The sequence below is a fragment of the Pseudomonas sp. P110(2024) genome (assembly GCF_057480795.1).
In genome coordinates, this window is the sequence record NZ_JBLIYT010000010.1 from 227920 (window position 1) to 248080 (window position 20161).

Below are 20161 nucleotides of genomic sequence, written 5' to 3' on the forward strand. Positions count from 1 at the left end.
TAGCAGCCGCTGTACTTTCAGCTGGCAACGAATTCCGGCGGGCTCACCAGCTCGACGGTCTGCTGTTTGCGCGGCGCGAGGATCTCGGCTTCGCCGGCGACCACCAGCTCGTCGTTCTGGTTGTATACGTTGGTGGCGATACGCACCTTGAACTTGGGCAGCTTCTCGAGGATTTCCAGGCGCACGGTCAGTTCGTCACCGATCTTCACCGGCTTCTGGAAGCTCATTTGCTGGCCCAGATAGATGGTGCCAGGGCCAGGCAAGGTGCAGGCCACCGCGGCGCTGATCAGCGCGCCGCTGAACATGCCGTGGGCAATGCGCTCCTTGAACATGCTCTTGGCGGCGAACTCGGCATCCAGATGCACCGGGTTGTGGTCACCGGACATGGCGGCGAACAGCTGGATATCGCGTTCTGCCACGGACTTCTTGTATTCAGCTTTCTGGCCGACTTCGAGGGCTTCGTAAGGCGTGTTGGTGACCTGGGTCATCAGGGGCTTCCTTGTGGGGGGCGAGGCTGCCGATCATTCACTGCGGGCGGGGCGGCCAAGGGCCAGCGCCTGCTCCAGCCAGCCGATGATCTCGGCGGTGACCTCGTCGCGATGGGTTTCGTTGAGCACTTCGTGGCGTGCGCCGGGGTAGATGCGCAACTGTACATGACGGTTGCCGGTCGCGCGCAGGGCGTCGGCCAGGTGGGTGAGACGCTTGCCGGCACTCACCGGATCACATTCGCCGCCCACCACGAAGATCGGCAGGTTCGGATCGATCTGCGCCAGGTTCTTTTTCTGACTGATCTGCGCCAGGCCCTGCAGCAGGTCGAGCCATAGCTGGTTGCTGCAGCGAAAGCCGCACAGCGGGTCGGCGATGTACTTGTCCACCTCCGCGTCATCGCGGCTTAACCAGTCGAAGGCGGTGCGGTTGGGCTTGAATGCCTTGTTGAACGAGCCGAACGACAGCCAGTCGATCAGCGCGCTCTTGCCCAGAGGGCCCTGGCGCCAGGCCTCGAGACGGGCGATCAGGCGCGCCGCGCGGTACAGCGCCACCGGCTGGAAGTTCGAGCCGCTGAGGATCGCGCCCTGCAGGCTGGCACTGTGGTGCAGCAGGTAGGCCTGGGCGATGTAGCTGCCCATGCTGTGGCCGAACAGGAACAGCGGGGTTCCTGGAAACTGCTGGCCGATGTGCTGGGCCAGCAGGCCCAGGTCGTTGAGTACGGCATTCCAGCCATTTTGCCGGGCGAACAGGCCCAGGCTGCCCAGCTCGGCGGTGCGGCCGTGGCCGCGCAGGTCGGGGGCGAGCAGCCCGTAGCCGGCGGCGTTGAGCGCATGGCCCAGGCGCTGGTAGCGCCCGGCGTGCTCGGCCATGCCATGGGCCAGCAACACCACGGCCTTGACCGGTGTGGCCGGCAGCCATTGGTGGACATAAAGGCTGCAATGCTCGCTGGCGGGGAGCCAGAAGGCGTCGTGGGGCATGGCGGGTCCTTGCGCGCGGAGGTTGCCCAACAGTGTATGCGCAAAGCCGTCAATTGCAGGAAGGGCAGAAAAGAGATTCACAATGTTAATGGCGGCACTTGGCGTATTTGCCACCCTCAACAGAGCTGCTAACGTCGGCTGAACACCTTTTTGCCAGCAGGCGATCAGGTCAGGGATGTCCCGTTAGAGGAACAACAATAAATGCAAGCCGACTTCTGGAACGACAAGCGCCCGGCGGGCGTACCTTCCACCATTGACATGAAGGCCTACACATCCGTCGTCGACGTCTTCGAGCGCTGCTGCAAGCGCTTCGCCGACCGTCCGGCGTACAGCAACCTCGGCGTCACCCTGAGCTATGCCGATCTCGAGCGTCATTCGGCGGCCTTCGCCGCCTGGCTGCAGCAGCACACCGAACTGGTGCCGGGCGACCGCATCGCGGTGCAGATGCCCAATGTCCTGCAATACCCCATCGCGGTGTTCGGCGCCATGCGCGCCGGCCTGATCGTGGTCAACACCAACCCGCTGTACACCGAGCGCGAGATGCGCCACCAGTTCAAGGACTCCGGCGCCCGCGCCCTGGTGTACCTGAACATGTTCGGCAAGCGTGTGCAGGAGGTGCTGCCCGACACCGGCATCGAGTACCTGATCGAGGCGAAGATGGGCGACCTGCTGCCGACGGCCAAGGGCTGGCTGGTCAACACCGTAGTCGACAAGCTGAAAAAGATGGTGCCGGCCTACCAGTTGCCCCAGGCCGTGTCGTTCAAGCAGGTGCTGCGCCAGGGGCGCGAGCTCCCTCACAGGCCGGTGGCGCAAACCCTGGAGAACATCGCGGTGCTGCAGTACACCGGCGGCACCACCGGGCTGGCCAAGGGCGCCATGCTCACCCATGGCAACCTGGTGGCCAACATGCTCCAGGTACTGGCCTGCTTCGGTCAGCACGGCCCCGATGGCCAGCCGCTGATCAAGGAAGGGCAGGAAGTGATGATCGCGCCGCTGCCGCTTTACCACATCTATGCCTTCACCGCGAACTGCATGTGCATGATGGTAACCGGCAACCATAACGTGCTGATCACCAACCCCCGGGATATCCCCGGCTTCATCAAGGAGCTGGGCAAGTGGCGATTCTCGGCGCTGGTGGGCTTGAACACGCTGTTCGTCGCGCTGATGGACAACCCGGGTTTCAAGTCGCTGGATTTCTCCGCGCTGAAGATCACCAACTCCGGCGGCACCGCGCTGGTCAAGGCCACCGCGGAGCGCTGGGAGGCCCTCACCGGTTGCCGCATTGTCGAAGGCTACGGCCTGACCGAAACCTCGCCGGCGGCCAGCACCAATCCCTATGGCCAGTTGGCGCGCCTGGGGACCGTGGGGCTCCCGGTGCCTGGCACGGCGTTCAAGGTGATCGACGACGAAGGTCACGAGCAGCCGCTGGGCGAGCGTGGTGAGTTGTGCATCAAGGGACCGCAGGTCATGAAAGGCTACTGGCAGCAGGTTGAGGCCACCAACCAGGTCCTGGATGCCGAAGGCTGGCTGAGGACCGGCGACATCGCCGTCATCGACCCGGACGGTTTCACCCGCATCGTCGACCGCAAGAAGGACATGATCATCGTCTCGGGCTTCAACGTGTATCCCAACGAGATCGAGGACGTAGTGATGGGCCATCCGCAGGTGGCCAGCTGCGCGGTGATCGGCGTGCCGGACGAGCGCACCGGCGAGGCGGTGAAGCTGTTCGTGGTGCCGCGTGCGGGCGGGGTGAGCGTCGATGAACTCAAGGCGTTCTGCAAGACCAACTTCACCGGCTACAAGGTGCCCAAGCACATCGTGCTGCGCGAATCGCTGCCGATGACGCCGGTGGGCAAGATCCTTCGTAGGGAGTTGCGCGACATCGCCTGATGGTAGGCCCGCGATTGTGTCATCTCTGACAGCGTCGTCGCCCAGGCTGACGCAATCGCAAGGCCTATCTAGGGCAGGGCTTTCAGGCGGATTTGCGACATTTTGTATAATTACTCTAAAAATGACCTGTATAGTTCATTGAGTCATTTTCGTGACCCGCCGGCCCATTTCGGCCTCTAGTCGACCCCTTGCAAAGCTGTTACTCTCGGCGCGCTTTCAGAGGATCCGGTTTGCAATGAGCCGGCCTCTCATATCAATAATAAGCGCATCGACGCGTACCGAATTCGCTGTTGCTGAAGGAGCGGGCTTCCATGATCGAACATTTTTGGAAGGATAAGTACCCAGCCGGGGTCACGGCGGACATCAATCCTGACGAATTCCCCAATATCCAGGCGGTACTCAAGCAATCCTGCCAACGCTTTGCCGACAAACCTGCCTTTAGCAACCTGGGCAAGACCATCACCTACGGCGAGCTGTATACCCTGTCCGGCGCCTTCGCCGCCTGGTTGCAGCAGCACACCGACCTGAAGCCGGGTGATCGCATCGCTGTCCAGCTGCCCAACGTCCTGCAGTATCCCGTCGCTGTGTTCGGTGCCATGCGCGCCGGCCTGATCGTGGTCAACACCAACCCGCTGTACACCGCGCGGGAGCTGGAGCACCAGTTCAACGATTCCGGGGCCAAGGCCCTGGTATGCCTGGCCAACATGGCGCACCTGGCGGAAAAGGTGGTGCCCAAGACCCAGGTCAAACATGTCATTGTCACCGAAGTGGCCGACTTGTTGCCACCTCTCAAGCGTTTGCTGATCAACAGCGTCATCAAGTACGTGAAGAAAATGGTGCCGGCCTACCACCTGCCGGGCGCCGTGCGCTTCAACGACGCCCTGGCGCTGGGCAAAGGCGGTGCGGTGACCGAGGCCAACCCGCAGTCCGGCGATGTCGCCGTGCTGCAGTACACCGGCGGTACCACCGGCGTGGCCAAGGGCGCGATGCTCACCCACCGCAACCTGGTCGCCAACATGCTGCAGTGTCGCGCGCTGATGGGTTCGAACCTGCACGAAGGCTGCGAGATCCTCATCACCCCGCTGCCGCTGTACCACATCTACGCCTTCACCTTCCATTGCATGGCCATGATGCTCATCGGCAACCACAACGTGCTGATCAGCAACCCACGCGACCTGCCGGCCATGGTCAAGGAACTGGGCAAGTGGAAGTTCAGCGGTTTCGTTGGCCTCAACACGCTGTTCGTCGCCCTGTGCAACAACGAGACGTTCCGCAACCTCGACTTCTCGGCGCTGAAGATCACCCTGTCCGGCGGCATGGCCCTGCAACAGAGTGTGGCCGAGCGCTGGAAGACGGTGACCGGCTGCGCTATCTGCGAAGGCTACGGCATGACCGAGACCAGCCCGGTGGCGGCGGTCAACCCGACTTCGGCCAACCAGCTGGGGACCATCGGCATCCCGGTGCCGTCCACCCTGTGCAAGATCATCGACGACAACGGCCAGGAGTTGCCCCTGGGCGAGGTGGGCGAGCTGTGCATCAAGGGGCCGCAGGTGATGAAGGGCTACTGGCAGCGTGAAGACGCCACCGCCGAGATCATCGACAGCAACGGCTGGCTGAAGACCGGCGACATCGCCCTGATCCAGCCGGACGGCTACATGCGCATCGTCGATCGCAAGAAGGACATGATCCTGGTGTCCGGCTTCAACGTGTACCCCAACGAGCTTGAAGACGTGCTCGCCGCGCTGCCGGGCGTGCTGCAGTGCGCGGCCATCGGCATCCCGGACGAGAAGTCCGGCGAGGTGATCAAGGTGTTCATCGTGGTCAAGCCGGGCATGACCCTGACCAAGGAGCAGGTGATGGAGCACATGCGCGCCAACGTCACTGGCTACAAGGTGCCCAAGGCCATCGAGTTCCGCGACGCGCTGCCGACCACCAACGTCGGCAAGATCCTGCGCCGCGAGCTGCGCGACGAAGAGCTGAAGAAGCAGGGCCTGAAGAAGATCGCCTGAGCCGCAGCGCGCTTTGGGATTGAAACGTGGGAGCGGGCTTGCCCCGCGATAGCGTCAGCTCAGGTAACGAGTCGAAGCCATCGCGGGTCAAGCCCGCTCCCACGTTTGCGATACAGGAAACTCAGCGCAGCTTTTCCAGCATCTGGTAGTACCACATCCCCGCCGCCAGCAGCGGATTGCCCAGCAAGTCGCCCATCGGCACCTTGATGTGCCGGCAGCCCGCGAACGTATCGAACTTCTCCAGTGTCCCGGTCAATGCCTCGGCCATGATCTCGCCCATGATATGGCTGGTGGCGATGCCGTGCCCGGAATACCCCTGGCAGTACCAGACGTTGTCCGACAGCTTGCCCAGCTGCGGGATGCGGTTGACCACGATGCCCATGGCGCAGCTCCACTGGAACTCGATCGGCACGCCCTTGAGCGCCGGGAAGGTGCGCTCGATGCACGGGCGCAGTTCGCCTTCGATGTCCCGTGAATCACGCCCGGAGTAGTTGGCGCCGCCGCCGAACAGCAGGCGCTTGTCGGCGGTCAGGCGGTAGTAGTCGAGGACGAAACGGCAGTCGTACACCGCCAGGTCCTGCGGGTTGATCTGCTCGGCCAGATCGCCCAGCGGCGCGGTGGTGACGATACCGCCCATGGCCGGGAAGATCTTGCCCTTGAGCTGGCGCTTCTCCAGCTTGTGATACACGTCGCCTGCCAGCATCACCTGGCGTGCCTCGATCCGTCCCTGGGCGGTGACCACCGCCGGGCGCGGGCCGTGGACGATCTCCAGCACCTCGGAGTTCTCGAACACCAGGGCGCCCAGCCCATGGGCGGCGCGGGCCTCGCCCAGGCACAGGTTGAGCGGGTGCAGGTGCAGGTTGCGGCGGTTCTTCAGCGCGCCGAGGTACAGCGGGCTCTGCAGGTGCTGCTGCATGGCGTCGCGGTCGAGCAACTGCACCAGGTCGCCCATGCCACGACGCCGGGCCTCGGCCTCGAAGGCGCGCAGCTCGTTCATGTGCGACGGTTTCATCGCCGCGTGCAGGTGGCCGTGCTTGAGGTCGCACTGGATGCCGTAGCGCTTGACGCGCTGCTCGATGATCTGGTGGCCGCGCCAGCGCAGCTGCCAGATGAAATCGTCCACCTCGGCGCCCAGCCGGTCGCGCATCTGCGTGCGCATGGCCTCGTCGCCCGACAGGCTGCCGGTGACCTGGCCGCCGTTGCGCCCGCTGGCGCCCCAGCCGATGCGGTTGGTCTCGACGATGGCCACCTTCAGGCCGCGTTCCGCCAGTTCCACTGCGGTGGCCACGCCGGTAAAGCCGCCGCCGATGATCGCCACGTCCACCTGCACCGTGCCCTTGAGCGTGGGGTATTCGGTCGTGTCGTTGAGGGTGGCGCTGTAATAGGACGGCGCGCGCTGGGCCGGGCCGTTGTTCACTGCTGCGTTCATGCTTGTTCCTTCTTGTAATCTCGTGGGCATCAGGCCTGGTGCAGGTACCAGCGCCAGTCCTGCTCGCCGACCTCGGCCATGAACTGACGGTACTCGGCGCGCTTGACCTTGAGGTAGACGCCGAGGAAGGCCTCGCCCAGCGCCTCTCGGGCCCAGCTCGAATTTTCCAGGGCCTCGAGGACGGTGAGCCAGTCGGTGGGCAGGTGTTCGCCGGCCTGGGCATAGCCGTTGCCCTCGACCGGTGCGCCGGGATCGAGTTGTTCACGGATGCCCTGGTGGGTGGCGGCGAGAATCGCGGCGGCGGCCAGGTAGGGGTTGGCGTCGGCGCCGCAGATGCGGTGCTCGATATGCCGGCTGTTGGCCGGGCCACCGGGTACGCGCAGGCTGACGGTGCGGTTGTCCACGCCCCAGGTCGGTGCCAGCGGTGCATAGCTGTTGGCCTGGAAGCGGCGGAACGAGTTGGCGTTGGGGCAGAACATCAGCAACGATTCGCGCAGGTGACGCAGCATGCCGGCCACCGCCTGGCGCAGCAGCGGGGTGCCCGCCTTGTCCTCGCTGGCGAACAGGTTGTTGCCGGCGGCGTCAGCCAGGCTCAGGTGCATGTGCATGCCGGTGCCGGCCAGCTGGGCGAACGGCTTGGCCATGAAGCAGGCCTGCATGCCGTGGGCGTTGGCGACGCCCTTGACCAGGCGCTTGTAGCGCACGGCCTGGTCCATCGCCTCGAGTGCGTCGCCGTGTTCCAGGGTGATCTCCACCTGGCCGGGCGCGTATTCGGAGATCGCCGTGCGGGCCGGGATGCCCTGGGCCTTGCAGGCGGCATAGAGGTCGGCGAGGAAGGGTTCGATCTGCTCCAGCTCGCGCAGGCCATACACCTGGGTCCCGCGCGGACGTCCTCCGTCGCTGTCCAGCGCTGGCTGCGGCCGGCCTTGGGCGTCGCGCTGCTGGTCGAGCAGGTAGAACTCCAGCTCGCAGGCCATCACCGGGTGGAAACCATCGGCCTTGAGCGCGTCGATCACCCGCAGCAGCACATGGCGCGGATCGGCCACGCTGGCCGGCAGGCCTTCGCTGGGGTGCATGCTGACCTGCACGGCGGCGGTCGGCACCCGGCGCCAGGGTAGGCGTACCAGGCTGCCGTCCAGCGGATAGGCACGGCAGTCGATGTCGCCGACGTCCCAGACCAGGCCCGAATCTTCGACATCGTCGCCGTTTAGGGTCAGGCCGAGGATGGTGCTGGGCAGCGGGCGGCCGCTTTCGAACACTGCCAGCAGCTCCTCGCGGTGCAGCAGCTTGCCGCGTGGCACGCCGTTGGCATCGAGGATGAACAGTTCGATCAGGTCGATATCGGGGTTGTCGGCCAGGAAACGCCTGGCTTGCTCTGCGGGGGCAAAGTGCATGGTGGATTCGCTCTGGGGCACGCAGGACCGCCGCGCAGGTGGGCGGTCAGGCTGAGTCAATCGGCCAAGGGTGGCCGGGTCGGGTCAGGGATGCGTGAGCGAAGTGTCCGGTGGGCGCGCGTGGCGGCAATGCCACAGGGCCCAGAACGCCAGAATGATATGGACCAGCGGATTTTCACCGGCACGGGCCCTGGCCTTCGGCAGCGAAGGGTGGGGCAGCGGGCGGGCGATCATCGGGTCGGGAAGCATCCCTGGATACTCACATGGCCTGTAAGGTTGATTAAAGCAGTGAATGGCGACGTTCATTCCGGTGAGAGCTAAACATTGGCAAGTCTGCCCCCCGCGCTGCAGCAGCTTAGGACGCTTCCCACAGTCTTAGGCTAGTTGGCAGGTGGCTGGTCAGCTTTTTTCGTCGCAATTGCTACCCCGTTGTTGTTCAAGCGCTCCCGCTATTTCGAACGTGATCGCGACTGAACGGCGGGCACAGGCAGCATCGATTTCGCAAATCTGCGACAATCGCGCCTCTTACGCCTGCCGATCATGAAAAAGCAGCACTCGCCTGCATCATTAAAAAGCCCCATGACAGATCACGCCATCGACCAACTGCTGAAGAACCTCGACCACGCCATGATCGCCGACCGCCATCGGTTGCGCCGGCAATTGCACGAGCTGCGCAAGCGCCCCGACGAGGGCAAGCTCGCGCAGTGGGTGGAAAAGGTCCAGGCCTCCTGCGCCCAGGTCACCGCGCGCCAGCAGAGCGTGCCGAGCATTCGTTACGACGACAACCTGCCCATCGCCGCCAAGCGCGACGAGATCAAGAAGGCCCTGGCCGAGCACCAGGTGCTGGTGATCGCCGGCGAGACCGGTTCCGGCAAGACCACCCAGCTGCCGAAGATCTGCCTGGAGCTGGGCCGCGGCAGCCATGGCCTGATTGCCCACACCCAGCCCCGGCGGATCGCCGCGCGCAGCGTGGCGGCGCGGGTCGCGGAGGAGCTGGGCACGCCGTTGGGGGCGCTGGTTGGCTACCAGGTGCGCTTCGAGGACCAGAGCGATTCGAACACCCTGGTCAAGCTGATGACTGACGGTATCCTGCTGGCCGAGACCCAGCACGACCGCTTCCTCGAGCGCTACGACACGATCATCGTCGATGAGGCCCATGAGCGCAGCCTGAATATCGACTTCCTGCTCGGCTATCTCAAGACCCTGCTGCACCGCCGCCCGGACCTGAAGTTGATCATCACCTCGGCGACCATCGACCTGGAGCGCTTCTCCAAGCACTTCGACGGCGCGCCGATCATCGAGGTGTCCGGGCGCACTTACCCGGTGGAAACCTGGTACCGACCGCTGACCAGCGAGCACGACGAGGAGGGCAACCAGGTCGAGGAGGACCTTTCCGTCGACCAGGCGATCCTAGCCAGCCTCGACGAGATCGCCCAGCACGAGCGCAGCCAGGGCAAGGGCCCGGGCGATGTGTTGGTGTTCCTGCCCGGCGAGCGCGAGATTCGCGACGCCGCCGAGATCCTGCGCAAGGCGCAGCTGCGCCACACCGAGATCCTGCCGCTGTATGCGCGGCTGTCGCCGGCCGAGCAGCAGCGGATCTTCCAGTCCCACAGCGGCCGGCGCGTGGTGTTGGCGACCAACGTCGCCGAAACCTCGCTGACGGTGCCGGGCATCCGCTACGTGATCGACAGCGGCACCGCGCGCATCAGCCGCTACAGCTACCGCGCCAAGGTCCAGCGCCTGCCCATCGAGGCGGTGTCCCAGGCCAGCGCCAACCAGCGTAAAGGCCGCTGCGGCCGGGTCGAGCCGGGCATCTGCATCCGCCTGTACAGCGAGGACGATTTCAACGGCCGGCCGGCGTTCACCGACCCGGAGATCCTGCGCACCAACCTGGCCGCGGTGATCCTGCAGATGCTGCACCTGCGCCTGGGCGCGATCGACGCCTTCCCGTTCATCGAGCCGCCGGATGGCAAAGCCATCAGCGACGGCTTCAACCTGTTGCAGGAACTGTCGGCGGTCAACCGCGAGAACCAGCTGACGCCGCTGGGCCGCCAGCTGGCGCGCCTGCCGATCGATCCGCGTTTGGGCCGCATGCTGCTCGAAGGCGCCCGCCAGGGCAGCCTGCAGGAAGTGCTGATCGTCGCCAGCGCGCTGTCGGTGCAGGACCCGCGTGAGCGCCCGCCGGAGCGCCAGCAGGCCGCTGACCAGGCCCATGCGCAGTGGAAGGATGTCGATTCCGACTTCGCCGCGCTGGTCAACCTGTGGCGTGGTTTCGAGGAGCAGCGCCAGGCGCTGACCGCCAGCCCGCTGCGCAACTGGTGCCGCAAGAACTTCCTCAACTACCTGCGCCTGCGCGAGTGGCGTGACGCCCATCGCCAGCTGGCGCTGATCTGCCGCGACCTGCAATTGGCGGTGAACAAGGACGCCTGCGACTACCAGCCCCTGCACAAGGCGATTCTCAGCGGCCTGCTCAGCCAGATCGGCCAGAAGACCGAGGAGGGCGACTATCAGGGCGCGCGTCAGCGGCGTTTCTGGGTTCACCCGTCGTCGGGCATCGGCCGCAAGCGACCGCAGTGGGTGATGGCCGCGGAACTGGTGGAGACCACCAAGCTGTATGCGCGCATGGTGGCCAAGATCGAGCCGGACTGGATCGAGCCGCTGGCCACCCACCTGATCAAGAAGAACCACTTCGAACCGCACTGGGAGAAGAAGCGCGGCCAGGTGGTGGCCTACGAGCAGATTACCCTCTACGGGCTGATCCTGGTCGGCCGTCGACCGGTGCATTTCGGCCCGATCGACCCGGTTACTTCCCGCGAGCTGTTCATCCGCGACGGCCTGGTCGGTGGCGAGATCCAGTCCCGGGCCAAGTGCCTGGCGGCCAACAAGCGCCTGCTCGAGCAGCTCGACGAGCTGGAGGCCAAGGCCCGCCGGCGCGATATTCTGGCCGACGAGGAGACGCTGTACGCCTTCTACGAGGCGCGCCTGCCCGAAGAGATCCACCAGACGGCGACCTTCGACAGCTGGTACCGGATGAACAGCCAGAAGGATCCGAACCTGCTGATCATGCGCGAAGAGGACGTGCTCGCCCGCGAGGCCAGCGAGGTCACCGCCGCGCAGTATCCGGACCACCTGCAGGTGGGCGATCTGCGCCTGTCGCTGAGCTATCACTTCGAACCGAACCACCCGCGTGACGGCGTGACCGTGCGGGTGCCGGCGCCGCTGTTGCCGAACCTGCCGGGCGAACGCCTGGAATGGCTGGTGCCCGGCCTGCTTGAGGCCAAGTGCATCGCCCTGGTGCGCAACCTGCCCAAGGCCCTGCGCAAGAACTTCGTGCCGGTGCCCGACTTCGTCAAGGCGGCCCTGTCGCGTATGGCGTTCGGCCAAGGGGCATTGCCGCAGGCGCTGGGCCAGGAGTTGCTGCGCATGACCGGAGCGCGGGTGTCGGACGAGGCCTGGGCGGAGGCGGCCGGGCTGGTGGAAGGCCATCTGCGCATGAACATCGAAGTGGTCGACGCCCAGGGCAAGTTCCTCGGCGAAGGTCGCGACCTCGCCGAGCTGACCGCCCGCTTCGCCGCCGCCAGCCAGGCGGCGCTGGCCCTGCCGCGCAGCGAGAAGGCCGAGCAGCCGGTACAGGCCAAGGCCTTCGCGCAGGTGGCGCAGACCGCCCAGCAGAAGATCGCCGGGCTGTCGATGACGGTCTATCCGGCGCTGGTCGAGGACAACGGCACGGTGCGCGAGGGGCGCTTCTCGACCCAGGCCGAAGCCGAGTTCCAGCACCGTCGCGCCTTGCAGCGCCTGTTGCTGCAACAGCTGGCGGAGCCGGCCAAGTTCCTGCGCGGCAAGCTGCCGGGGCTGACGGAGCTGGGGCTGCTGTACCGTGAACTGGGACGGGTCGAGGCGCTGGTCGAGGATATCCTCCTGGCCAGCCTCGATAGCTGTGTGCTGGAAGGCGAAGACCCGCTGCCGCGTGATGGCGCGGGCCTGGCCTCGCTGGCCGAACGCAAGCGCGGCAACTGGACCGAGCACGCCGAACGCCTGGCCCGCCTGACCCTGGAGGTGCTGAAGCTGTGGCATGGCCTGCAGAAGCGCTTCAAGGGCAAGATCGACCTGAGCCAGGCGGTGGCGCTCAACGATATCAAGCAGCAACTGGCCAACCTGGTGTACCCAGGCTTCGTGCGGGAGACACCGGGTGCCTGGTTCAAGGAGCTGCCACGTTATCTCAAGGCGGTGGAATTGCGTCTGGAGAAACTGGGTTCGCAGGTGCAGAAGGACCGGGTGTGGAGCGCCGAGCTGGCCAATTGCTGGGCGCAGTACCGGGCCCGCGCCGACAAGCATGCCCAGGAAGGCAAGCGCGATGAGCAGCTGACGCTGTACCGCTGGCTGCTGGAGGAATACCGGGTATCGTTGTTTGCCCAGCAACTGGGGACGAAGGTGCCGGTTTCCGACAAGCGACTGAGCAAACAGTGGAGTCAGGTGGAAGCCTAAACTCCCCAAGTTGTGGCAAACTTGGTGGAATTTGCGGCCGCTGTGCGGCCGATCGCGGCACAAGGCCGCTCCTACAGAAGAACGCCGATGCTGTAGGAGCCGCCTTGTGCCGCAAACGAGGGCGCAGCCCTCGCCTCAAAATTGGTACCAAGGTGCCATTAAGTTGCCCTTATTCCGGCCAGCGCCTTGTGGCGATGGCCCCAGACCAGAGGAACGACCGTGCACAACGTCGTCATCAGCGGCACCGGCCTGTACACCCCGGCCCAAAGCATTTCCAACGAAGAACTGGTGGAATCCTTCAACACCTGGGCACAGCGTTTCAACCGCGACAACGCCGCCGCCATCGAGCGTGGCGAGGTCGAGGCGGCGCCGCTGTCCGACGCCGCCTTCATCGAGAAGGCCTCGGGTATCAAGAGCCGCTTCGTCATGGACAAGGCCGGTATTCTCGATCCGCAGCGCATGAAGCCGCGTCTGCCCGAGCGCGGCAACGACGAACAATCGATCCTCTGCGAGATGGGCGTGGCAGCCGCTCGCCAGGCCCTGGAGCGTGCCGGGCGCACCGCCGCCGATGTAGACGGGGTGATCGTCGCCTGTTCCAACCTGCAGCGCCCGTACCCGGCCATCGCCATCGAAGTGCAGCAGGCACTGGGCATCCAGGGCTTCGCCTTTGACATGAACGTGGCCTGCTCGTCGGCCACCTTCGGTATCCAGACCGCCGCCAACAGCGTGCAGCTGGGCCAGTCGCGCGCGGTGCTGGTGGTCAACCCGGAGATCTGCACCGGCCACCTGAACTTCCGTGACCGCGACAGCCACTTCATCTTCGGCGACGCCGCCACCGCCGTGCTGGTCGAGCGTGCCGACCTGGCGACCTCCGAACATCAGTTCGACATCGTCAGCACCAAGCTGCTGACGGCGTTCTCCAACAACATCCGCAACAACTTCGGTTTCCTCAACCGCGCCGCGGAAGAGGGCATCGGTGCCCGCGACAAACTGTTCGTGCAGGAAGGCCGCAAGGTGTTCAAGGAAGTCTGCCCGATGGTTGCCGAGCTGATCGGCCAGCACCTGGCCGAGAACGACCTGCAGCCGTCGGACGTCAAGCGCTTCTGGCTGCACCAGGCCAACCTGAGCATGAACCACCTGATCGTCAAGAAGCTGCTGGGGCGTGAAGTGGCCGAGGAAGATGCGCCGGTGATCCTGGATCGCTATGCCAACACCAGTTCGGCGGGTTCGGTGATTGCCTTCCACCTGTATCAGGATGATCTGGCCAAGGGTTCGCTGGGGGTACTGAGTTCATTCGGTGCTGGCTATTCGATTGGTAGTGTGGTTCTGCGTAAACGCTGATACCTACTTTTACTTCTCTATCGGGGCTGCAAAGCAGCCCCGGCTTTCTGACAGGCAAAAAAAGCGGGAAACGCTGGATGGGGTCAGCATTTCCCGCTTCAGGGTGGAGCAAGGGTGCGTAGCGCTTAGAACTTGGCTTCCAGGTCGACCTGCAGGGTGTCGACGTCGGCGTTGTTGTTCGGCAACTGCGACAGGTCGGTCTTGGCCATCAGGTAGGCCGCGCCCAGGGAGAAGTTCTTGTCGATCTCGTAGCCGACCTTGAACTTGTGACCACGCGAACCCGTGAAGCCTGCGCCGAAGTCGGAGTCGGTGAACAGGCTGACCACGGCGTTGCGCTGCACGTCGCGGTAGTTGTAGTCCAGGCTCCAGGCGCCCACCTTGGTCTTCAAACCGGCCAGCCAGGCCTTGTCCTCGCCGTCGGTGCTGTCGGTGTTCTTGACGAACTGGCCATAGGCCGACAGCGGGATGGCGAAGCCGGTGAAGTCCACCTGGCCGAAGCCTTCGGCCAGGTTGAACTCGGTGGTGGTGTTGCCGAAGCTGCGCAGCACGGCCGACTTCTTGTCGTTGTCGAAACCGTAGAGGCTGCCGCCGACGGTGACCTTGACGCTGTCAGCCAGGTTGAACTTGGTGCCCAATTGGCCGTGGTACAGCTGTGCGTCGTGCTTGAACTGCACGCCGTCGCCGTCGACGTTGTCCTTGAGGGTGTAGTGACCGGCGCTGCCGAACACTTCGGCGCCGCCCAGGTTGGTCTTGTAGGTGACGGCCACGCCTTCCGGGTTGATGTCGCTGTCCCAGATGATGTCGCCCATGCTCACCCACGGCTGCAGCATCTTGCCGCCGATCAGGTGCAGGTTCGGCACGGCGGTCGGGTGCCAGTCGAGGTAGGCCAGGTCCACCCACAGCGATTTCTTGTCGAAGTAGTTGTCCAGGCTCTGGTTGGTCGAGCGGGCGTCCGAGCTGCTGCCGGTGGCCACGCGAATGCCAGCGTCGACCTGCGGGTTGATCTCGCTGTAGAAACCGACGCGGGCACGCACACGCTCGCGGTCCTGGTTGCCACTGCGGCTGTTGGGGTTGTCGACGTTGACGTCTTCGTAGCGCAGGCGCACATCACCCTTGATCTGGGTCTTGGCGGCCCATGCCACTTTCTGCTCAAAGGAGCTCAGGCGCTCGGACTGGGCTTTCTGGTCGGCCTTTTCCTTGGTTTCCTTTGCCAGGTCGCCCTGCAGTTCGGTGTACTGCGCCTGGTTGATCGAGCCGTTGGCGCGGAGTATTTCGAGCAGCTTGGCGTCGACAGCAGCACTGGCCGGAGTACTCAGAGCCAGCATCATGCCGGTGAGGCTCACTCCAGTAAGTGTAGAAACAAGACGCATAAGGTTCTCCCTGTTGGAAAAAGTGGGGAGGCTCAAGCGCCCGCCCCCGAGTTGGCATGTCTTCGGAAAGGGCCTGAATAGACAGGTTCTGGGGTTCCGGAAAACAGGCGCAAGTATTGCGGGGGGGAATGACAGAATAATGTCTGAATAGTGGCACTGTTGTTAAGTAAACAGGCCGTCATTTGTGTGTCACGGCGGCTTTGGCAATACTGGCGCCCTGTCCATAGCGAGTTGCAACCGTGATCAGCCTTCACAGCCTTGCCCACCTGCGCGACCTGCCGGCGACCACTTGGGACGCGCTGGTGCCCGACGGTCAGCCGTTCCTGCGCCACGCCTTTCTCAGTGCCATGGAAGACAGTGGTAGCGTGATGCCCGACACCGGCTGGGCCGCCGAACACCTGGTGCTGGAGCGCGATGGCGAGGTACGGGCGCTGCTGCCGGCCTACCGCAAGTGGCATTCGTTCGGCGAGTACGTGTTCGACCATGGCTGGGCCGATGCCTGTGAGCGCGCGGGCATTGCCTACTACCCCAAGCTGCTCGGCGCGGTGCCGTTCAGTCCGGTCGCGGGGCCGCGTCTGCTGGCCGCCGATCCAGCCGATGGCCTGCTGCTGTTGCAGGCGATTCCCGAGTACCTGGGCAAGGGTGGGCTGTCGGGGGCGCACATCAACTTCACCGACAGAGTGCTGGACGCGGCCATTGCCGGCCAGCCGGGCTGGTTGGAGCGCCTGGGCTGCCAGTTCCACTGGCGTAACCGGGGTTACCGGGACTTCCAGGACTTTCTCGACACCCTCAGCTCACGCAAGCGCAAGCAGATGCGCAAGGAGCGTGAACAGGTGGCGGGGCACGGGATCGATTTCACCTGGTACCGCGGCGATGAACTGAGCGAGGCACAGTGGGACTTCGTCTACCGCTGCTATGCCAACACCTATGCCGTACGGCGACGAGCACCGTACCTGACTCGCGAGTTCTTCAGCCTGGTGGCCGAGCGCATGCCCGAGGCGATTCGCGTGGTGATTGCCCGGCAGCAAGGGCGCGAGGTGGCGATGGCCTTCAGCCTGGTGGGGGGCGACAGCCTGTACGGCCGCTACTGGGGTTGCCTGGACGAATTCGACCGCCTGCATTTCGAGACTTGTTTCTACCAGGGCATGGACTTCGCGATCGGCGAAGGCCTGCAGCGCTTCGATGCCGGGGCCCAGGGCGAGCACAAGCTGATTCGCGGGTTTGAGCCGGTGATCACACGGTCGTGGCATTACCTGCTGCACCCGGGGTTGCGCCGGGCGGTCTCAGACTTTTTGCGTCAGGAGCGCGAAGGAGTACTGGCCTACGCCGAGGAGGCGCGGGGGATGTTGCCGTATCGCCAGGTTTGAAGTGCCTGGCCACACGCTATCCCTGTAGGAGCGGCCTCGTGTCGCGAAAGGGCCGCAAAGCGGCCCCAGGATTTCAGCGTTGATGCAAAGATCGCCGGGGCCGCGTTGCGGCCCTTTCGCGACACGAGGTCGCTCCTACAGGGGCCGCGTCTAACTCAGTCGACGCCGACGAATCCCCCGGTCTGGTGATGCCACAACCGCGCATACAACCCGCGCTGTGCCAGCAGCTCGGCATGGCTGCCGCTTTCGACGATATGCCCCTTGTCCAGCACGATCAGCCGGTCCATGCGGGCGATGGTCGACAGGCGGTGGGCGATAGCGATCACCGTCTTGCCCTGCATCAGCGTCTCCAGGCTCTCCTGGATTGCCGCCTCGACCTCCGAGTCCAGCGCCGAGGTCGCCTCATCCATGATCAGGATCGGCGCGTTCTTCAGCAATACCCGGGCAATGGCGATGCGCTGGCGCTGACCGCCGGAGAGCTTGACGCCGCGCTCGCCGACATGGGCGTCGAAGCCGGTGCGGCCCTGGGCATCGGACAGCTGCGGGATGAACTCGTCGGCCCGGGCCCGGCGCACTGCTTCCCAGACTTCCTCGTCACTGGCATCCGGCCGGCCGTACAGCAGGTTGTCGCGGATCGAGCGGTGCAGCAGCGAAGTGTCCTGGGTGATCATGCCGATCTGCGCGCGCAAGCTGGCCTGGTTGACCTCGGCGATGTCCTGGCCGTCGATGAGGATGCGCCCGCTGTCGATGTCGTACAGGCGCAGCAGCAGGTTGACCAGGGTCGACTTGCCGGCGCCGGACGGACCGATCAGGCCGATCTTCTCGCCAGGACGGATGTCCAGGTTCAGCGCGTCGATCACCTTGCCGCCCTTGCCGTAGTGGAAGTCGACATGGTCGAAGCGCACCGCCCCACGGCTGACCTTGAGCGCCGGCGCATTGGGCCTGTCGCTGACGGTGACCGGCTGGGCAATGGTCTGCAGGCCGTCCTGGACCATGCCGATGTTCTCGAAGATGCCGTTGACCACCCACATGATCCAGCCGGACATGTTGACGATGCGGATCACCAGGCCTGTGGCCAGGGCGATGGCGCCGACGCTGATCAGCGACTGGCTCCACAGCCACAGGGCAAGGCCGGTGGTGGTAACCACCAGCAGGCCGTTCAGCGAGGTAATGACCACGTCCATGCTGGTGATCACCCGCGAGGCCAGCTGGGTCTTCTCGGTCTGCTCGCTGATCGCCTCGCGGGCGTACTGCTGCTCGTAGTCGGTATGGGCGAACAGCTTGAGCGTGGCGATGTTGGTGTAGCCGTCGACGATGCGCCCCATCAGCTTGGAGCGGGCGTCGGAGGAAATCACCGAGCGCTCCTTCACCCGTGGCACGAAGTAGTACAGCGCACCGATATAGCAGGCGATCCACACCAGCAGCGGCAGCATCAGCCGCCAGTCGGCCTCAGCGAACAGCACCAGCGAACTGATGGCGTAGATCAGCACGTGCCACAGCGCGTCCACCGCCTGCACCGCCGAATCGCGCAGGGAGTTGCCGGTCTGCATGATGCGCTGGGCGATGCGCCCGGCGAAGTCGCTCTGGAAGAAGTTCAGGCTCTGCTTGAGCACGTAGGTGTGGTTTTGCCAGCGGATCAGGCTGGTCATGCCCGGGCTGATGGTCTGGTGCACCAGCAGGTCATGCAGGCCGAAAAACACCGGCCGCAGCAACAGCACCACCACCAGCATCCAGATCAGCTCGCCGCTGTGCTCGCTGAAGAAATTGGCGTTGGGCGTGCCCTGGGCCAGGTCGATAATCCGGCTCAGGTAGCTGAACAGCGCCACTTCGATCAGCGAGGCGATCAGGCCGACGATCAGCAGGGCGAGGAAGCTCGGCCACACCTGGCGCAGGTAGTAGAGATAGAAGGGCCAGACCTTGCCGGGAGGCGCCTCGCTGGGCGCCTCGCGGAAAATGTCGATCAACTGCTCGAAACGACGGTACAGCATGGGTGACGACACTCCTGTTCGACCCGACTCACGTCCCTGTGCGGCGCGGGATCAATCGATGCGTTTGGCCGACTTGATGTAGACCGGATCGGCCGGCACATCGCGCATGCCTTTCTTGACGGTGGTCGGCGAGTTGACGATCTGGTCGACCACCTCCATGCCCTTGGTGACCTTGCCGAACACCGCGTAGCCACGGTCGCGGCCCGGGTTGAGGAAGTCGTTGTCGGCGACGTTGATGAAGAACTGGCTGGTGGCCGAGTTCGGGTCGGAGGTGCGGGCCATGGACAGGGTGCCGCGGGTGTTCTGCAGGCCGTTGCTCGCTTCGTTGCGGATCGGGTCCTTGGTGCTCTTCTGCACCATCTGGTCGGTAAAGCCACCGCCCTGGACCATGAAGCCCGGGATCACGCGGTGGAAGATGGTGTTGTTGTAGAAGCCGCTGTCCACGTACTGGAGGAAGTTCTTGGTACTGATCGGCGCTTTTTCTGCGTTCAGCTCGATCTCGATCTTGCCGAAGCTGGTGACCAGCTCAACGTGCGGGGTCTTGTCGGAGGCCATGACGCTGGTGGCGAAGGCGACCGAGCAGGCGGTGAGCAGAAGTTTTTTCAGCATGGGCTCAAAGATCCTTGAGAGGTGGAAGCGGCTGCGAGGAACTGCAGCACGGTACGGTTGAAGACTTCGGGTTGATCCAGGGGCGTAGCGTGCCGCGAATCGTCGATGACCGCCAGCCTGGCGTTGGGCATCAGGGCGACGTAACGCTCCTTCAGTTGTATCGGTGTGTAATCGTGGTCGGCGGCGATCACCAGGGTGGGACAGCGGATCTGGCCGATGCGTTCCTGCACGCCCCAGTCGACGATGGCGTCGAAGCTTTTCAAATAGGCACGCTTGTCGTTGCGCGCCCAGCGCTCGGCCATCTTGCGCCGCAGTTCGGTCTGCTCCGGCTTGGGAAACAGCCGCGCAGCCAGGCCCTTGCCGACGGTCTCGACGCTGAGCAGGCGTGCCAGGCCCCAGCGCTTGAGCCACCAGATCCAGTCGCTGCGGGTGCGTCGCTTGACCTCGGGGGCGCTGTTGACGATGCACAGGCTGCGCAGCCAGTCGGGGTGGTCGACGGCAAACTGGAAACCGACCATGCCGCCCATGGACAGGCCGACGAAGTGCACCGGGCCGGTGTCCAGATGGCGCAGCAGGGCCAGCAGATCCTCGCTGAAAGTCTTTATCTGGTAGCCCTTGCGCGGCTTGGAGGATTGCCCGTGGCCGCGGATGTCCATGAGGATCACCCGATACTGGCGGCCGAGCTCGGGCACCTGCAGTTCCCAGTCCTGGCTGCTCGAACCCAGCCCGTGCAGCAGCACCAGGGGCTCGCCCTGGCCATGTTCCTCGTAATGCAGCAGGCATCCGTCATGTTCGAAACAGGCCATGGGCGCG

Annotated in this window: 13 protein-coding genes; 5 read left to right on the top strand and 8 right to left on the bottom strand. The window is 64.6% G+C overall.

Annotation, left to right across the window (positions count from 1 at the left end):
- Positions 1-17 precede the first annotated feature (17 nt).
- Together AC25ND_RS17760 and AC25ND_RS17765 are read right to left on the bottom strand one after the other, a co-directional pair.
- A complete protein-coding gene (locus tag AC25ND_RS17760; RefSeq protein ID WP_028693061.1) occupies positions 18-488 on the bottom strand; it encodes a MaoC family dehydratase in 471 nt (156 codons plus the stop codon).
- 33 nt (positions 489-521) lie between these two features.
- Positions 522-1466 (bottom strand): alpha/beta hydrolase, encoded by a 945-nt coding sequence (locus tag AC25ND_RS17765; protein WP_028693062.1) that lies wholly within the window; start codon positions 1464-1466, stop codon positions 522-524.
- 201 nt (positions 1467-1667) lie between these two features.
- On the opposite strand from AC25ND_RS17765, the gene fadD2 reads away from it, so the two are divergent.
- On the top strand, positions 1668-3356 hold the full coding sequence (gene fadD2 / locus AC25ND_RS17770) for a long-chain-fatty-acid--CoA ligase FadD2 (protein WP_186597231.1): 1689 nt from the start codon (positions 1668-1670) through the stop codon (positions 3354-3356).
- Between the two features lie 311 nt (positions 3357-3667).
- Positions 3668-5365, top strand: coding sequence for a long-chain-fatty-acid--CoA ligase FadD1 (fadD1, locus tag AC25ND_RS17775; RefSeq protein ID WP_028693064.1), 1698 nt, complete (start codon positions 3668-3670; stop codon positions 5363-5365).
- A gap of 121 nt (positions 5366-5486) precedes the next feature.
- Here fadD1 and AC25ND_RS17780 read toward each other — a convergent pair whose 3' ends face one another.
- The gene (locus AC25ND_RS17780) at positions 5487-6794 is read right to left on the bottom strand and encodes an NAD(P)/FAD-dependent oxidoreductase (RefSeq protein WP_307942336.1); all 1308 of its coding nucleotides are present in this window, start codon (positions 6792-6794) and stop codon (positions 5487-5489) included.
- 29 nt (positions 6795-6823) lie between these two features.
- Positions 6824-8188 carry a glutamine synthetase family protein gene (locus tag AC25ND_RS17785; protein ID WP_062360602.1) on the bottom strand — a complete coding sequence of 455 codons (1365 nt, stop codon included), beginning with the start codon at positions 8186-8188 and terminating at the stop codon, positions 6824-6826.
- A 579-nt stretch (positions 8189-8767) separates the two neighbouring features.
- Here AC25ND_RS17785 and hrpA point away from each other — a divergent pair.
- Positions 8768-12673, top strand: coding sequence for an ATP-dependent RNA helicase HrpA (gene hrpA, locus AC25ND_RS17790; protein WP_062360604.1), 3906 nt, complete (start codon positions 8768-8770; stop codon positions 12671-12673).
- Between the two features lie 219 nt (positions 12674-12892).
- On the top strand, positions 12893-14014 hold the full coding sequence (locus AC25ND_RS17795; RefSeq protein ID WP_062574825.1) for a beta-ketoacyl-ACP synthase III: 1122 nt from the start codon (positions 12893-12895) through the stop codon (positions 14012-14014).
- A 125-nt stretch (positions 14015-14139) separates the two neighbouring features.
- Here AC25ND_RS17795 and AC25ND_RS17800 read toward each other — a convergent pair whose 3' ends face one another.
- Positions 14140-15384 (bottom strand): putative porin, encoded by a 1245-nt coding sequence (locus AC25ND_RS17800; RefSeq protein ID WP_028693069.1) that lies wholly within the window; start codon positions 15382-15384, stop codon positions 14140-14142.
- A gap of 239 nt (positions 15385-15623) precedes the next feature.
- Here AC25ND_RS17800 and AC25ND_RS17805 point away from each other — a divergent pair, with 239 nt between their 5' ends.
- Positions 15624-16751, top strand: a complete 1128-nt coding sequence (locus AC25ND_RS17805; RefSeq protein ID WP_486976459.1) for a GNAT family N-acetyltransferase — start codon at positions 15624-15626, stop codon at positions 16749-16751.
- A gap of 155 nt (positions 16752-16906) precedes the next feature.
- Here the strand turns inward: AC25ND_RS17805 and AC25ND_RS17810 are convergent, their stop codons facing one another.
- Genes AC25ND_RS17810 through AC25ND_RS17820 form a run of 3 tightly spaced genes read right to left on the bottom strand, consistent with a single transcriptional unit; the run spans position 16907 to position 20154 of the window.
- The gene (locus tag AC25ND_RS17810; protein ID WP_279153006.1) at positions 16907-18739 is read right to left on the bottom strand and encodes an ATP-binding cassette domain-containing protein; all 1833 of its coding nucleotides are present in this window, start codon (positions 18737-18739) and stop codon (positions 16907-16909) included.
- A gap of 51 nt (positions 18740-18790) precedes the next feature.
- Positions 18791-19348 carry a peptidylprolyl isomerase gene (locus AC25ND_RS17815; RefSeq protein WP_062574821.1) on the bottom strand — a complete coding sequence of 186 codons (558 nt, stop codon included), beginning with the start codon at positions 19346-19348 and terminating at the stop codon, positions 18791-18793.
- A complete protein-coding gene (locus AC25ND_RS17820; protein ID WP_062574820.1) occupies positions 19342-20154 on the bottom strand; it encodes an alpha/beta fold hydrolase in 813 nt (270 codons plus the stop codon). Before AC25ND_RS17820 ends, AC25ND_RS17815 begins: the two co-directional genes overlap by 7 nt.
- Between the last annotated feature and the right edge of the window lie 7 nt (positions 20155-20161).

Coding starts and splice junctions, on each gene's coding strand:
- fadD2 (WP_186597231.1), top strand. CDS start 1,668: ATGCAAGCCGACTTCTGGAACGACAAGCGCCCGGCGGGCGTACCTTCC.
- AC25ND_RS17820 (WP_062574820.1), bottom strand. CDS start 20,154: ATGGCCTGTTTCGAACATGACGGATGCCTGCTGCATTACGAGGAACAT.
- AC25ND_RS17800 (WP_028693069.1), bottom strand. CDS start 15,384: ATGCGTCTTGTTTCTACACTTACTGGAGTGAGCCTCACCGGCATGATG.
- AC25ND_RS17815 (WP_062574821.1), bottom strand. CDS start 19,348: ATGCTGAAAAAACTTCTGCTCACCGCCTGCTCGGTCGCCTTCGCCACC.
- AC25ND_RS17785 (WP_062360602.1), bottom strand. CDS start 8,188: ATGCACTTTGCCCCCGCAGAGCAAGCCAGGCGTTTCCTGGCCGACAAC.
- hrpA (WP_062360604.1), top strand. CDS start 8,768: ATGACAGATCACGCCATCGACCAACTGCTGAAGAACCTCGACCACGCC.
- AC25ND_RS17760 (WP_028693061.1), bottom strand. CDS start 488: ATGACCCAGGTCACCAACACGCCTTACGAAGCCCTCGAAGTCGGCCAG.
- AC25ND_RS17765 (WP_028693062.1), bottom strand. CDS start 1,466: ATGCCCCACGACGCCTTCTGGCTCCCCGCCAGCGAGCATTGCAGCCTT.
- fadD1 (WP_028693064.1), top strand. CDS start 3,668: ATGATCGAACATTTTTGGAAGGATAAGTACCCAGCCGGGGTCACGGCG.
- AC25ND_RS17780 (WP_307942336.1), bottom strand. CDS start 6,794: ATGAACGCAGCAGTGAACAACGGCCCGGCCCAGCGCGCGCCGTCCTAT.
- AC25ND_RS17810 (WP_279153006.1), bottom strand. CDS start 18,739: ATGCTGTACCGTCGTTTCGAGCAGTTGATCGACATTTTCCGCGAGGCG.